The sequence below is a fragment of the Chryseobacterium sp. PTM-20240506 genome (assembly GCF_048296755.1).
Classification (GTDB): Bacteria; Bacteroidota; Bacteroidia; order Flavobacteriales; family Weeksellaceae; genus Chryseobacterium; species Chryseobacterium proteolyticum.
Genome location: NZ_CP182581.1, coordinates 2,728,788 through 2,742,425 on the forward strand (window position 1 = coordinate 2,728,788; position 13,638 = coordinate 2,742,425).

Annotated in this window: 15 protein-coding genes; 7 read left to right on the plus strand and 8 right to left on the minus strand. The window is 35.8% G+C overall.

Annotation, left to right across the window (positions count from 1 at the left end):
• The first annotated feature begins 73 nt into the window (after positions 1-73).
• From ACNFU2_RS12080 to ACNFU2_RS12090, 3 genes are all read left to right on the plus strand, one after another.
• A complete protein-coding gene (locus ACNFU2_RS12080) occupies positions 74-538 on the plus strand; it encodes a redoxin domain-containing protein (RefSeq protein ID WP_172280931.1) in 465 nt (154 codons plus the stop codon).
• Between the two features lie 5 nt (positions 539-543).
• The gene (locus ACNFU2_RS12085; RefSeq protein WP_172280933.1) at positions 544-1,062 is read left to right on the plus strand and encodes a DsbA family protein; all 519 of its coding nucleotides are present in this window, start codon (positions 544-546) and stop codon (positions 1,060-1,062) included.
• 209 nt (positions 1,063-1,271) lie between these two features.
• The gene (locus ACNFU2_RS12090; protein WP_172280934.1) at positions 1,272-1,448 is read left to right on the plus strand and encodes a bacteriocin-like protein; all 177 of its coding nucleotides are present in this window, start codon (positions 1,272-1,274) and stop codon (positions 1,446-1,448) included.
• Between the two features lie 103 nt (positions 1,449-1,551).
• On the opposite strand, the gene guaB is transcribed toward ACNFU2_RS12090, so the two are convergent.
• The 8 genes from guaB to ACNFU2_RS12130 all read right to left on the minus strand — a co-directional run bounded on the left by guaB (position 1,552) and on the right by ACNFU2_RS12130 (position 9,029).
• Positions 1,552-3,012 (minus strand): IMP dehydrogenase, encoded by a 1,461-nt coding sequence (gene guaB / locus ACNFU2_RS12095; RefSeq protein WP_172280936.1) that lies wholly within the window; start codon positions 3,010-3,012, stop codon positions 1,552-1,554.
• 167 nt (positions 3,013-3,179) lie between these two features.
• Positions 3,180-3,887, minus strand: coding sequence for a hypothetical protein (locus ACNFU2_RS12100; protein ID WP_172280938.1), 708 nt, complete (start codon positions 3,885-3,887; stop codon positions 3,180-3,182).
• A gap of 26 nt (positions 3,888-3,913) precedes the next feature.
• Positions 3,914-4,414, minus strand: a complete 501-nt coding sequence (locus tag ACNFU2_RS12105; RefSeq protein WP_172280939.1) for a DUF4252 domain-containing protein — start codon at positions 4,412-4,414, stop codon at positions 3,914-3,916.
• 11 nt (positions 4,415-4,425) lie between these two features.
• A complete protein-coding gene (locus tag ACNFU2_RS12110; protein ID WP_345991640.1) occupies positions 4,426-5,709 on the minus strand; it encodes a DUF4252 domain-containing protein in 1,284 nt (427 codons plus the stop codon).
• A gap of 62 nt (positions 5,710-5,771) precedes the next feature.
• Positions 5,772-6,440: a hypothetical protein gene (locus ACNFU2_RS12115; RefSeq protein WP_418121860.1), complete on the minus strand. Its 669-nt coding sequence runs from the start codon at positions 6,438-6,440 to the stop codon at positions 5,772-5,774.
• Positions 6,415-6,924: an RNA polymerase sigma factor gene (locus ACNFU2_RS12120; protein WP_172280942.1), complete on the minus strand. Its 510-nt coding sequence runs from the start codon at positions 6,922-6,924 to the stop codon at positions 6,415-6,417. The genes ACNFU2_RS12115 and ACNFU2_RS12120 overlap by 26 nt, the downstream gene beginning before the upstream one ends.
• 98 nt (positions 6,925-7,022) lie before the next feature.
• Entirely contained in the window at positions 7,023-8,183 is a 1,161-nt protein-coding gene (locus ACNFU2_RS12125) for a GlmU family protein (protein WP_418121862.1), read from the minus strand.
• A gap of 594 nt (positions 8,184-8,777) precedes the next feature.
• A complete protein-coding gene (locus ACNFU2_RS12130; protein ID WP_002976190.1) occupies positions 8,778-9,029 on the minus strand; it encodes a type B 50S ribosomal protein L31 in 252 nt (83 codons plus the stop codon).
• A 185-nt stretch (positions 9,030-9,214) separates the two neighbouring features.
• Here ACNFU2_RS12130 and ACNFU2_RS12135 point away from each other — a divergent pair, with 185 nt between their 5' ends.
• The 4 genes from ACNFU2_RS12135 to ACNFU2_RS12150 all read left to right on the plus strand — a co-directional run bounded on the left by ACNFU2_RS12135 (position 9,215) and on the right by ACNFU2_RS12150 (position 13,584).
• Positions 9,215-10,621, plus strand: a complete 1,407-nt coding sequence (locus tag ACNFU2_RS12135; RefSeq protein ID WP_418121865.1) for a hypothetical protein — start codon at positions 9,215-9,217, stop codon at positions 10,619-10,621.
• Positions 10,621-10,947, plus strand: a complete 327-nt coding sequence (locus ACNFU2_RS12140) for a nucleotide pyrophosphohydrolase (RefSeq protein WP_172280945.1) — start codon at positions 10,621-10,623, stop codon at positions 10,945-10,947. The genes ACNFU2_RS12135 and ACNFU2_RS12140 overlap by 1 nt, the downstream gene beginning before the upstream one ends.
• A 160-nt stretch (positions 10,948-11,107) precedes the next feature.
• On the plus strand, positions 11,108-12,325 hold the full coding sequence (locus ACNFU2_RS12145; protein ID WP_418121867.1) for a 3-phosphoshikimate 1-carboxyvinyltransferase: 1,218 nt from the start codon (positions 11,108-11,110) through the stop codon (positions 12,323-12,325).
• Positions 12,326-12,582: 257 nt separating this feature from the next.
• The gene (locus tag ACNFU2_RS12150) at positions 12,583-13,584 is read left to right on the plus strand and encodes a phosphatidylinositol-specific phospholipase C (RefSeq protein ID WP_418121869.1); all 1,002 of its coding nucleotides are present in this window, start codon (positions 12,583-12,585) and stop codon (positions 13,582-13,584) included.
• Positions 13,585-13,638: the final 54 nt, after the last annotated feature.

A 13,638-nucleotide genomic window follows, 5' to 3' on the forward strand; every position in this document is an offset into this window, starting at 1 on the left:
ATCGGCTATGAATTAATTTCTTATTCCTAATTTTAGTTTTTCATTCAAAGAATTTACAACTAATCACAAAAATATGATACTACAACAAGGAACCCCGGCACCGGATTTTGAGCTCCATGCCACTCCCGACCAGAAACTAAAACGTTCTGATTTTTTAGGAAAGAACCTGATTTTAGTTTTTTATCCTGCAGACTGGAGTCCGGTTTGTGGTGATCAAGTGAGCCTATATAATGAAATGCTTTCCATTTTTCATAAATATAATGCAGATATCCTGGGTATTTCTGTTGACAGCGCCTGGTGCCATGATGCTTTCATGGAAAACAGAAAACTACACTTCCCCCTGTTGGCAGACTTCAACCCCAAGGGAGAAGTTTCAAAAGCTTACGGCGTCTATAATGAAGATAACGGAACTTCACAAAGAGCACTATTTGTTATTGATCCTGAAGGAATCATCCAGTGGAGCTACTTATCACCCGATGGAATTAATCCGGGAGCTGACGGAATCATTGATGCTTTAGAAAATTTAAAACAAAAATAATATTTATGTCTACTTTAAGAATTCCCATTGGTCCTAACGACCACGTTCAGGGAAATCCAGATACCGCGAAAATAGTTTTAGTAGAATATGGTGACTATCAATGTCCGTATTGTGGACACGCTTTTCCTTTAATAAGAAGATTTGTTCAGGAAAACAGTGATGATGTAGCATTTGTATTCAGGAACTTTCCTTTGACTGATGCCCATGAATATGCCATGGCAGCCGCAACAGTTGCCGAGGCAGCAGGAAAACAAGGAAAATTCTGGGAAATGCACGACCTCATCTATGATAATCAAAATATATTGAACGAAGCACTACTCAAAGAGTGTGTAAAAGTTCTGAAACTGGATGTGAATAAAATCGAAAATGAGATTAACACCGAAGAACTTCAGGCAAAGATTGAGGCTGACTTTGAAGGCGGTGTACGCAGTGGAGTAAACGGCACTCCATCTTTTTTCGTCAATGGACAAAAATGGGAAGATTATGACGGAACGTATGATTCATTCATTGACCTAATTTCTTAGTTTAACGATACTATTTCCGAATAGATTTTGGATAAAAGCCATATTGAGGAATATCATACATTTTCTTCACTGAAATGATCGCATAGAACAATTGAATTTTAAATTATTATTTTCCTTAGTAACTCTCTTTTTTTAAGAAATTCATTCAAATTGTGAAAAAAAAATTTACATTTGATACGTTGTACAAAACCTAAAACAATTAACTTATTATGAAAAATTCAAAAAAAATTTCAAGAGAAAGCTTGAAAACAATTAAGGGAGGATTTAAAATGTGTAATGCTGAGTTACCTAATTTCGGCTGTGGTGATGCAGAGTTTTTCTGCTGTGGACCTGGCGGTTGCAGAAGAATAGCAGATCTTCCACCAGGATCTTGTATTGCACAGTAATTTTTCCTTTTATTCAAAAATTATTTTATTTGTTAAATTACAAATACGGCTGGCTCAATATTGAGCCAGCCGTATTTTTTTTATATTAATCTTATTACTACAATTATAAGGAATAATTAGGAGCTTCCTGTGTGATAATCACATCGTGAGGATGAGATTCTTTCAATCCACTTCCTGTGATCATGACCATTTTTGTATCTTTCTGTAAAGCCTCAATATCTTTTGCTCCACAGTAACCCATTCCTGCTCTAAGTCCACCGGTTAATTGGAAAATCACATCTTCCAGTTTTCCTTTATGGGGAACCCTACCTTCAATTCCTTCAGGAACGAATTTTTTAGCCTCACTCTGGAAATATCTTTCTTTTCCTCCTCGTTTCATTGCTGAAAGACTTCCCATTCCCTGGTAAGACTTGAACTTTCTACCCTGGAAAATAATTTCTTCTCCCGGAGCTTCATCAGTTCCTGCTAAAAGAGATCCAAGCATTACCGCTCCTGCCCCACTCGCAATAGCTTTTACAATATCCCCAGAAAGTTTAATTCCACCGTCAGCAATTACTGCTACATTTTTAGATTTAGCATAATCGTAGACATTATATATCGCAGATAATTGAGGAACCCCAACTCCTGCTACTACTCTGGTTGTACAGATTGAACCCGGGCCAACACCTACTTTAAGAACATTTGCTCCTGCTTTGATCAAATCTTTTGCAGCTTCAGCAGTTACAATATTTCCTCCCACGATATCCAGATCCGGATATGCTTTTCTGATCTCAGAAATCTTATCTAAAACTCCTTTGGAGTGTCCATGAGCCGAATCAATCGCTACAATATCAACACCTGCCTTTACGAGCGCTGCAATCCTGTCCATGGTATCTTCTCCTACTCCTACTCCGGCACCTACAATAAGGCGGCCATTCTGATCTTTATTCGCATTAGGATACTCCAATTGATTGTCGATATCTTTAATCGTAATCAATCCTACCAATTTATTGTCTTTGTCTACAATAGGAAGTTTTTCAACACGGTTCTTAAGAAGGATTTCTTTAGCCTTTTCAAGATTGGTGTTTTTATCGGAAGTGATCAGGTTTTCTTTCGTCATGATCTCCTCAACTTTCATATCAAGATTTTCCTGATACTTAACATCTCTGTTTGTGATGATCCCAATAAGAACATTATTTGGATCTACAACCGGTAAACCAGAAATTTTATATTTGGACATCATTTCTTTAGCCTGAGCTAAAGTATGATCTTTTGAAAGGGTAACTGGATCAGAGATCATTCCATTTTCAGAACGTTTCACACGGTTTACCTGTGCCGCCTGTTCTGCGATCGTCATATTTTTGTGAATGAAACCAAGTCCACCAACTCTTGCTAATGCAATAGCCAGATCACCTTCAGTAACTGTGTCCATCGCAGCAGATACTATCGGAACATTCAGGGTAATTTTATCGGTAAGTCTTGATTTTAATGATACCTGGTTAGGTAAAACTTCTGAATAAGAAGGGACTAGAAGAACGTCATCGAAAGTGATGGCTGTCTCTACAATTTTGTTATGAATAGACATCTTTACTTTCTTTGCAAAATTAGGCTATTTTAGTGAGATATGAAAATCCTTTTTAATAGTTTAAATAAAAATTAATAATCAATAAGTTAAATCAAAAAACCGCCCTTATATAAAAAGCGGTTTGTACAAAATAAAATGAGTTATATGAACTAAATATAATATATTTTTTATTTAGCCGTGAGCTGTCCCTTTTCGTCGACACTCTCTATATGCGTCTGGTTGTTTTTATCTACATAGATCTTAAGACGTATGCGTCCTTTATCATCCCGTATAAAAAGTCCTACATCGCCATTCGCTGTTTTTCCGGCGAAAAAACGCTCACTCCCCAATTTTCCTTCTTCTTTCAATTTGGCAAAAGCTTTCTTCAGCGCTATTGGGTCATTAAGCTTTTGTAAAGAATCATCAAACCTTATTACTTTTTCGAGCGGGAAATCATCCGGTCTGTCCCAAAGTTTGAGTCCGTATGATCTTTTTTTATCCGCCCCAATACCTTCACTATATTGAAGTTGCATGATCTGATCCGTTTTCCTCTGGTCTACAGAGTATACCATTCCTGAACCTTTTTCATCGGCATCATATACCAATCCTCCACATTCATCACCTAAAGAATTAAAGAAAATCAGTCCGGCTTCCCTTTCTCTTGCTTTAAGAGGTTTGTTATTCAGTAATCCTGGATGCTGTCGTTTTTTATTACTGATTACCATTTTGAGTGTTCCGTCTTTTTCGACAATATTAATTCTTTCAACATCAATTTCCTCAAACCTCTGATGGTCATTACTGCTTTTAAAAGCCAGTAAAAACAACAAAACAAAAGCTACTGTAAGCGATGCTGCATATATCTTCAGCATGCGCACTTCTCTGATTAATTTTTCCATGTAAATAATTTATTGTTAAAAATAAATTATTTATCTGAAGCTGAATTAATGAATTTTGAAATATCATCCGGAGTAAAATTCCCCTTTACATCCACGAATACCAATTCTCTATCTGAATTTACCGTGATCAGCATATTTTTTATGGTTTCCCCGGATTGCTTTACACGAACATTTACATTATCTCCATTATGTTTTATGGTCGCCCAGTCTTCATAATTGTTATTATTAAGATATCTTGCATAATCTGCTAACATCTCCTGATCTCCGTTTTCTACCGTCAATACTTTTATTTTTGATATTTTCTTTACCAACTGAGCGGTAGCCTCACCATCCTCTTCTTCTTTTAATGCTTTTCTGATAAAAGGTTTTGCCAGGAACATGGGTACATTGACGCTTTCAAACTTTGCTCCTTTAAAATCATAGCCTGAGTCCGAAAAGAATTCCATATTAGGTTTGTGTGATACTACACAAGACTGAAGCAAAAATACCGTGCAAGCTGCAAGCAAAATGGTTCGTAAGTTTTTCATGGTCATCAGGTTTAGTTTATGGATCTCAGACTTCCACCGGAAACCTTACTGATATTGGAGTCAATTCTCGGATTTCCTTTATATTTAATGGATCCTCCGGAAGATGCTTTAGCCTTAAGCTTATCCGTTACATTGATGGTAAGACTGGATCCGGATGTAGATTCCACTTCCAATTCACTTAATCTTAAGTTTTCTGCTTTACAAGATGCACCACTGCTTATATCAATAACTCCGGAAGTTGCCTGCCCTTCAAGTATGGTATCTGACCCACTTGAAGCTTTAACAACGACGGACGAAGTATTAAGACTTACTTTTATACTGGCTCCTGAAGTAGAACTCACGTCTGTGGTACCAGAAACATTAAATTTTCCTTTGATTGTAGATCCTGATGAAGCATCAATATCCATACGGTTCTCCTTTACCGGATTTACTGCTGTAAAGTTTGCTCCGGAAGATGCTTTCACACTACTCATTCTTGGAGAAGAAACATTTACACTTAAGTTTTTAAATCTGACATTTCGTTCGCCCTTATTGTCAACATAAACTTTTAAAATACCATTCTCTACTTTGGTGATTACATATTGAAGCTTATCCGCATCTGCAATAACCTTTACACTTGTCGGGCTTTCCTGCTTATAAACGAGATTTACTCCCGTGCTCACCTGAATTCCTGAGAACTCACCCACATTTCTTGCTTCACCATTCAGGTATGAAGTACTACTCTCTGAAGTAAAGCTGCTTCGTGTAGTATTGGTACTCGAGCTTACTTTTGTTTCACTGGATTTTATAATCTTACTGAGATCATCCATTGATAGTTTCCCATCCAGCATTACTAAAACATTCCCGCCATCACCACTATCAATACTCAACAGGACATCATCCAATATTCCTTCTTTTGCTCCTGAAGATAGAAATTTTATTTTGTTTTCCTTACTATTCACGCTCATTACTTCGCTATAGTTCAGGTTATTTAAATAGGTAGAAATATCTTTATTGATCTGGGAGATATTACTTTGTATTTTTTTACCTCCCGGAGAGTTTACGTTTTCAGGGCTCTCTGTAATCAGAATCTTTAATCCATTAATCTTTGTCAATAATGGTTTGATCTGATCCAGCTGAGAATCATCGATATTCAGGCTGCTAAGCATCCCAAACATGGGTTTTGCAATTTTAATAGAAGTTACACCTTCTACCTGCTGGTATTTTTCAAAAAGTTTATCGAATTTGTCATCCTGCCCATATACTGTAAAGAAGTGGGAGAAGGCAAGTGCGAATATTATCAATATTTTTTTCATGAGTCAATTTTTAATTTTAAGCTGATAATTAATACCTGATCAGGGAGTAGTCTCTTTTTTTGTTAATAGTTATCATCCATTACTTTTGGCTGTACTAACTTTTCGCTAACATTATTTGCAAATATTTGAAATGAATATTTAGTCACATTAATAGCCTCTTCAACATTATCGATCCTTTTTCCGTTTACAATAACATAATTGTTATTGTAGCCTGTAGAATCTTTCGAAGCAACATTCAATTTTCTATAAGAAGAATTATCTGTAAATTTTGGTCTTACTTCTTTTTTCAGTCTTCCTCTTTTAGGAAGAATCTCATCCAGAACATCTTTTTCCGCAACTGTGTTTCTCTGAAAGACAGAATCACTTTTTATTGCTGCAATACTGTCTGCACTGTTTACAGCGACCTGTCGTTCTGGTTCATGATTTTCTTCAATGAAATCCTGCTTTTGTTGCTTGATCTGGTTTTCTACCAATTTTGACTGGTCTGCTACCGGAACATTTTGGTAGTAATTGAAGATCAATCCTGCACTTACAAGCAATACTACACTTGCAGCCATCCAGAACCATTTGGGGAAAGAAGTTTTTTTCTTTTCCAGAGGAATGATCTTATGATCATCATTATCTATACCTTCTGCTTTTTGAAGAAAATCTTCAAAATCCCAATTCATCTTTTCTTCCTTCATACCACGGAAGATTTCGTCGTACTTATCTTGAAATTGATCGTTGTTCATAATTCATCAGTTGTGAGATTTGTTCTTTTACTTTTTGTCTTGCACGCATAAGATTGACTCTTACTGCATTTTCCTCCATTTCCAGCATCTCTGAAATTTCAGATACTTCATATTCCTCTACATCTTTCAAATGGATAACCATCTTTTGTTTTTCAGGAAGTTCATTAATAAATCCTATAATATGTTCTTTAAGGTTATTAATATCCATACTGTAAAGTTCCGACCGATGAATCTGCATATCTGCAAAACCAGCCTTCACATCATGATGCTTCAATCTGTTAAGGCATTCATTCCGAACGGATTTTAATGCATAGGATTTTAAATTTCCGAATTGCTCCAGTTCTTCTCTTTTCTGCCAAAACTTTACCATAAGATCCTGCACCACATCTTCTGCTTCATCACTGCTCATGACAAACCTCTTCGCAAAACGATACATCTCGTTTTTGAGAATAAACACCGTATTCTTAAAGGTCTCTTGGGTCATAAGTTTTGTTTCTATGAGTAAGACAATCAAAAATTAAATTCTATTACATCACAAAATAAAAAAACTTCAAAAAAAATGAAGTTTTTTTATAATCAGGGTTAATAGCTGTCAAAAATATATTTTAAAATCCTCTTATCTTCGTCTGTGAGAGTCACTTTTCTTCTGGCCATTGCTCTTTCTGCCACTTCGTAAGCTTTATCCAATTTAAATCGTTCATCTCCCTTAAATCCACCCCAGGAAAAATTCTCTATGAGATTAGGAGGAAAACCTTCTTTAAAAATATTGGAAGCAACACCAATTACAGTTCCTGTATTCAGCTGGGTATTGATTGCTGTCTTGGAATGATCTCCCATGATCAGCCCGGCAAACTGTAATCCTGTATCTTCAAATGCCTTCGTCCTGTAGCTCCAGAATTTTACTGTTCCGTAGTTATTTTTCATATTTGACGAATTGGTATCCGCTCCAAAATTACACCACTCCCCGATTACCGAATTTCCGACAAATCCTTCATGACCTTTACTGGAATACCCGAATACAATAATATTATTAACCTCTCCTCCTATTTTACACTGAGGTCCAATGGTGGTTGCTCCATAAATTTTTGCCCCCAGATTAAATTTAGAATCATCACAAAGGACAATAGGACCACGAAGATGGCAGCCTTCCATTATTTCCGTATTCTTTCCGATATAAATCTTTCCGGTTTTTGTATTGAGTGTTGAGAATTCTATCTGTGCCCCTTCTTCAATAAATAAATCTTTTTTCTCTCCTAAGAATCCATTGGTGGAGGAAAGTTCCTGAGAGGTTCTTCCTTTGGTAAGGAGATCAAAGTCAAAATCAATCGCCTTATGATTATAGGTAAACAGGTCTTTAGGTTTTTTAAAGAAAACAAGTTCTTCTTTGATATCAGTCATTTTTTCAATCTGATTCAGGGAAAACCCCTTCATATTGATTTTTGCCGCAATCAATTCGTCTTCGTATACTAAAGCTTCACCTTGCTTAAGGTCTTTTATTTGTTGCAGGACCTGCTCAGTAGGTAGAAAATTAGTAACGAGAAAAAGACTTTCTTTTTCTTCCGGGTTTTTAAATTTTTCCTGAAGGTAATTTTCTGTGAAATAGGAAATTTCAGAGTTTTCCAATAATTTCTGCCATCTCTCTGAAAATGTCAGGATTCCGCAACGCATTTCTGCAATGGGGCGGGTAAAAGTAAGGGGAAGAAAGTCTTCCCAATATTGTGCATCTGAAAATACTAATTGCATTTTTAAGAAGTTAGAGGTTAGAAGTTAGAAATCAAAGGCTTGAAACTGGAAGTAATACCGTACTTGTGGTGTTGTTTTCCGGATATGAGCTCCTTATTTCTACTCAGAACAAAAATACAAAAACATATGAGAAATCAGAAAAGGTATTTCGGGGATGCGGGATCCGAGGTATGAAGTGCGAGCGTAAATGCTGATCTTATCTTTTAATAAATGACCGCTGCAATTTCGGTGGAAATCTGTTTTTTAATGATCAAAGTGAGCATTATTAGTTACTTACTATATATTACATTTTAGATCTCTGATCTTCTCAGATTCATACAGATTTTTGCATTTGTTTCATGAACCCTTGTAGACTTTTGTAAAAATATGATTGTTAATTTATAATATTGACAACTGTCTATCATTTATCAATTATCATTTATTATTAATTAATCTAGCCCCGATAGAAACGGATACCCCGCAACAAGTATTGGATTTGCCCTGGCGTGAGGAGTAAGAGTGGATAGCGGGAAAAAGCTCCTAAAAAGAATCTCACCTCATAAAAAAAGTCTTCCAAAATTTTGGAAGACCTTAATATCTTTAAATGTCAAAAAATTACTTAGCGAATTTTTTGTATTTGTTCATAAATTTATCTACTCTACCAGCAGTATCTACTAACTTTACTTTACCAGTGTAGAAAGGGTGAGAAGTAGAAGAGATTTCCATTTTGATCAAAGGGTACTCTTGTCCTTCATACTCGATAGTGTCTTTTGTTTCTGCAGTAGACTTGCAAAGAAACACCTCGTCGTTACTCATATCTTTGAAAACAACAAGTCTATAATTTTCTGGGTGAATTCCGTTTTTCATAATACAATTTTTAAAAAAATTAAAGTTTGCTTTCGAAATAGTAATGGATATTTCTCTGCTAATTTTAGGCTGCAAAAATACAATATTTTTTCTAATATCCAAATAGCTAGTCCAATATTTTTTTCTTAATAAGAAATTTAAAGTATTTTCGTTAAATTTGGAATCTATATTAAACTTTAATTTCGATGAAATTCAAATTATTACTGGCTTTTTCTTTCTGGATGCTTCTGATGGCGGTATCATGTAATAAAGATGATATCAGCTTTGATGCTCCTTCACAGCAATTAAGATTTTCCAGGGACACTGTGTTTTGTGATACGGTTTATCACCAGGTCCGCTCTGAAACTTATGTTGTAAAAGTATATAATAATGAAGACAAAGATATTTCTATTCCCAGAATTAATCTTGAAAAAGGAGCAGCTTCTTTATATAAAATCAATGTAGACGGAAAGGCAGGATACGATTTTAAATATGTTCCCCTGAGAAAAAAAGACAGTCTTTATATTTTTGTTGAAATTGCCCCACAAGCTACCGGTCCGGAGGCTATTGCTGAAGACCGTGTGATATTTACAAGTCCAGCGGGACAACAGCATGTCACTTTATTTTCTGTGGTTCAGGATGCTGAATTCTTTATCCAGACTCCAACCAACCCTAATGTGATCAGTAATCATACAACCTGGAGTAACACAAAAGCGAAGATTATTTATGGTGACCTTACGATAAATCCGAATGTTACCCTGGATATTCAACCCGGAACTAAAGTATATTTCCATAAAAACAGCGGAATGAAAGTAGGCACAGGTGCTACATTAAATATAAACGGAACCTTGAACAATGAGGTTGTTCTTCGGGGAGACAGGAATGATCCGTACTATGATACTATTCCTAAAAACTGGAATTCAATCCGTATGGAAGCAGGATCTACCCTCAATATGAATTACGGAAGACTTTTCGGAGGAACAAGAGGACTGGAGATGAAGCAGACGAATGCCACAATCAGCAATTCATTTATTCATACATTTCAGGAATATGGTATATATGCTGTAAATTCAACAGTGAATGGAAAAAATCTTGTTATGAATAACTGCGGGGAATCTGCAATAGGTATTTTTAAAGGAGGAAACCATAACTATACACACGCTACCATAGCCAATTATTCGAAAACGCTTTCTTCTTCCAACCGTAACGGAATTTTTGCTACCAATGAGTGGAAAAATGATGCTGGGCAGACAGAACAAGGTGCATTACAACTTAATGTGAGAAACAGTATTGTGTATTCCGACAGGGATAATTCAATTAATTTTGAACAAACTCCAGGACAGTTATTTAATTTTCAGTTCCAAAACTGCCTGCTAAAGTATTCAAACACTTCGGAAGCCGGCTTTAACTTTGACAGCAATACTAATGTCATTCAGAGTTTAAAAAATGAAGACCCGCAATTTGTCAATTATTTTATTGCTCATCAGAATTTAAGAGTTAAGACTACCTCCCCGGCTAAAAATAAAGGAAATGTTGCAGTAGCCGCAACGGTTCCTACAGATATAGCCAATGTATCGAGAACTACCCAACCAACTCTTGGAGCTTATCAGTAATGGAAATAACGAATTTACAACAGCAGGTTGATGAATGGATAAAAACAATTGGTGTCCGTTATTTTAATGAACTTACCAATATGGCAATGTTGACAGAGGAGGTAGGTGAAGTGGCCAGAATTATCGCGAGGCGATATGGTGAGCAAAGCGAAAAAGAAAGTGACAAAAGCAAAGATTTGGGTGAAGAATTGGCGGATGTCCTTTTTGTAACCTTATGCCTTGCCAATCAAACAGGGGTAAATCTACAGGAAGCTTTCGACAAAAAAATGAAGCTAAAAACGGATCGCGATAAAGACCGACATCAGAATAATGAAAAACTGAAGTAAAGATTTCAGATATAATATAAAGGACTCTACTTAGCTTATCATCTGCTTTTAAAAGACTGAGTCTTATCAGAATAATAAAATTGAAACAGAGACTACGTTGATGATAACAGACAATAACCGTCTGAAATCTGATGACTTAAATCTGAAACCTATAGAAACAATGAAGTTAGAGAAATCAAAATTAGAAGGAGATCAAACCATACAAATCAGCGGTTCGAAAAGTATTTCGAATCGTTTGTTGATTTTGGAAAGCCTGTTTAATAACATACAAATCGGAAATCTTTCCAATTCCCAGGACACAGAAATGCTTACGAAAGCCTTATCAGAAATTTCTGAAGTGGTGGACATTCATCATGCCGGAACCGCCATGCGTTTCCTTACTTCATATTTTTCTATCCTCGAGGGCAGGGATACTATCCTAACCGGATCCGGAAGAATGAAAGAAAGGCCTATCAAAAACCTGGTCAACGCTTTGTGTGATCTGGGAGCAGATATTGAATATATGGAGAACGAAGGTTTTCCTCCTTTAAAAATTAAAGGTAAAAGGATCACACAATCTGTGGTAAATGTTCCTGCCAATATTTCCAGCCAGTTTATTACTTCTTTACTTCTTATTGCAGGGAAGCTGGAAAATGGCTTGGAGATCAATCTTGTCGGCGATATCACATCGAGATCTTATATAGAAATGACGCTTGATATTATTACCAGATTTGGTATTAAAGCTACTTTTACAGGCAATGTGATTAAAGTAGAACCTTTTACAAACCCATCTTCTGTTATCCATTATGAAGTAGAAAGTGACTGGAGCTCTGCTTCGTACTTCTACTCTATCTGTGCATTGGGAAGAAAAACTATTCATCTGAAAAGCTTCTATAAACAATCCACTCAGGGAGATTCTGCAATAGCAAACATCTATGAGAAGTTCTTTGGAATTACAACGACTTTTTCGGAAGAAGAACATAAAATTACTTTAAAGGCTGACCCTTACTTTTCTTTTCCGGAAAAAATTGAACTGGATATGAACGACTGCCCCGACATTGCGCAAACTCTTTGTGTAACGGCAGCTGCATTAAAAATTCCTTTCGCCATTTCAGGTCTTGGAACCTTAAGGGTTAAGGAAACAGACAGATTACAGGCTTTATATAACGAACTAAAAAAAATAGGAACCGAAACAGAAATTACAGATTTCACAATCAAATCAGTGAGTTTTGGAGAACCGGAAGAAAATATTTCGATCAAAACTTATCAGGATCATAGGATGGCCATGAGTTTTGCTCCATTCTGCCTGATCAAAGAGCTTACTATAGAGGAAGAAAATGTGGTTGATAAATCGTATCCTATGTTCTGGAAAGATCTTTCCACAATTCTTATATCGTAATGTAAAGAATATTTCAAACGACAACACAAAACGACGGTCCTTTCATCAGATCGTCGTTTTGTGTTTATATGGACAATACAATACTCAAGTTAATTTAGAAAACAGACGATTTTTGCAATTTCAGCAATTCTGTAATTTTTGCCTTTTAGGAGAATTTCTACATTTAAACATCATAACTTAATTATCTATTAAAATTCATTTAACTCCCTTATAATAGATATATGCTTATTTTAGGTTTAAATAAAAATATTTAAACTATGTCCAAATTTAATGTGAGACATCTTGCGATTCTCCTTCTCGGTATTACAGCTACCTCAACGATGCTTTCTTCATGTTCAGAAAATCTAACCGCTATGAACTCTGATGATAAGAACTTCAGTATTCAGGCAAAGAATACCGGTAAAGTTACTCTGGCCACTATTGGTATCAGCAACTGGATGTCCGGATTAGAGGATAATACTTCCCTTTCTAAAATTTCTATCCCCGGCACTCACGATTCAGGAGCAATGAGAGAGGTTCCTTCGAACAGTGGTACGGCAAAGACCCAAAACCTTACCATCAGCGAGCAACTCAATGCAGGAGTTCGTTTTCTGGATGTCCGTTGCAGACATATTGATAATTCTTTTGCTATCCACCATGGTGCTATTTATCAGAATTTAAATTTTGATGATGTTCTTAATGCATGCTACTCATTTTTAGACAGTCATCCTACAGAGGCCATCATCATGTCTGTAAAAGAAGAATATAATGCTTCGAATACAACAAGAACCTTTGAGAAAACATTCGATTCTTACATCCAGAAAAACCCTTCAAGGTGGGACCTCGGAACTCATATTCCTACTTTAGGATCTGTGAGAGGAAAAATAAAATTACTAAGAAGGTTTTCAGCAGAAACAGCTAAAGGAATTGATGCTACATCATGGGCAGATAATACAACCTTTGAAATCAATAATTCCAATGCTTCATTAAAAGTTCAGGATTATTATCAGGTAAGTAATAATGATGATAAATGGAATAAGATTTCTGCTCTTTACAATGAGGCTAAAAATGATACCAGCAGTAAACTTTTTATTAATTTTACAAGTGGTTACAAACCCTTAATATTTGGAATTCCCAGTATTCCTACAGTTTCCAATACTATTAATCCTAAACTTAAAACTTTATTTCAAAACAGCCCACAGGGAACTTACGGAATAATGCCAATAGATTTTGTCAGTGCGGAACTCTCAGAATTGATTATTAAAACTAACTTCAACTAGATTTCTTAAAAAAACTGAAAAATAAAATCGCAGCCTTTATTGATTAAAGGCTGC

Excerpts from the sequence above, each read along its gene's own strand:
- ACNFU2_RS12140 (WP_172280945.1), top strand. The coding sequence starts at position 10,621 with ATGGAAATAACGAATTTACAACAGCAGGTTGATGAATGGATAAAAACA.
- guaB (WP_172280936.1), bottom strand. The coding sequence starts at position 3,012 with ATGTCTATTCATAACAAAATTGTAGAGACAGCCATCACTTTCGATGAC.
- ACNFU2_RS12090 (WP_172280934.1), top strand. The coding sequence starts at position 1,272 with ATGAAAAATTCAAAAAAAATTTCAAGAGAAAGCTTGAAAACAATTAAG.
- ACNFU2_RS12100 (WP_172280938.1), bottom strand. The coding sequence starts at position 3,887 with ATGGAAAAATTAATCAGAGAAGTGCGCATGCTGAAGATATATGCAGCA.
- ACNFU2_RS12085 (WP_172280933.1), top strand. The coding sequence starts at position 544 with ATGTCTACTTTAAGAATTCCCATTGGTCCTAACGACCACGTTCAGGGA.
- ACNFU2_RS12080 (WP_172280931.1), top strand. The coding sequence starts at position 74 with ATGATACTACAACAAGGAACCCCGGCACCGGATTTTGAGCTCCATGCC.
- ACNFU2_RS12135 (WP_418121865.1), top strand. The coding sequence starts at position 9,215 with ATGAAATTCAAATTATTACTGGCTTTTTCTTTCTGGATGCTTCTGATG.
- ACNFU2_RS12130 (WP_002976190.1), bottom strand. The coding sequence starts at position 9,029 with ATGAAAAACGGAATTCACCCAGAAAATTATAGACTTGTTGTTTTCAAA.
- ACNFU2_RS12110 (WP_345991640.1), bottom strand. The coding sequence starts at position 5,709 with ATGAAAAAAATATTGATAATATTCGCACTTGCCTTCTCCCACTTCTTT.
- ACNFU2_RS12115 (WP_418121860.1), bottom strand. The coding sequence starts at position 6,440 with ATGAACAACGATCAATTTCAAGATAAGTACGACGAAATCTTCCGTGGT.
- ACNFU2_RS12150 (WP_418121869.1), top strand. The coding sequence starts at position 12,583 with ATGTCCAAATTTAATGTGAGACATCTTGCGATTCTCCTTCTCGGTATT.
- ACNFU2_RS12125 (WP_418121862.1), bottom strand. The coding sequence starts at position 8,183 with ATGCAATTAGTATTTTCAGATGCACAATATTGGGAAGACTTTCTTCCC.
- ACNFU2_RS12145 (WP_418121867.1), top strand. The coding sequence starts at position 11,108 with ATGAAGTTAGAGAAATCAAAATTAGAAGGAGATCAAACCATACAAATC.
- ACNFU2_RS12105 (WP_172280939.1), bottom strand. The coding sequence starts at position 4,414 with ATGAAAAACTTACGAACCATTTTGCTTGCAGCTTGCACGGTATTTTTG.
- ACNFU2_RS12120 (WP_172280942.1), bottom strand. The coding sequence starts at position 6,924 with ATGACCCAAGAGACCTTTAAGAATACGGTGTTTATTCTCAAAAACGAG.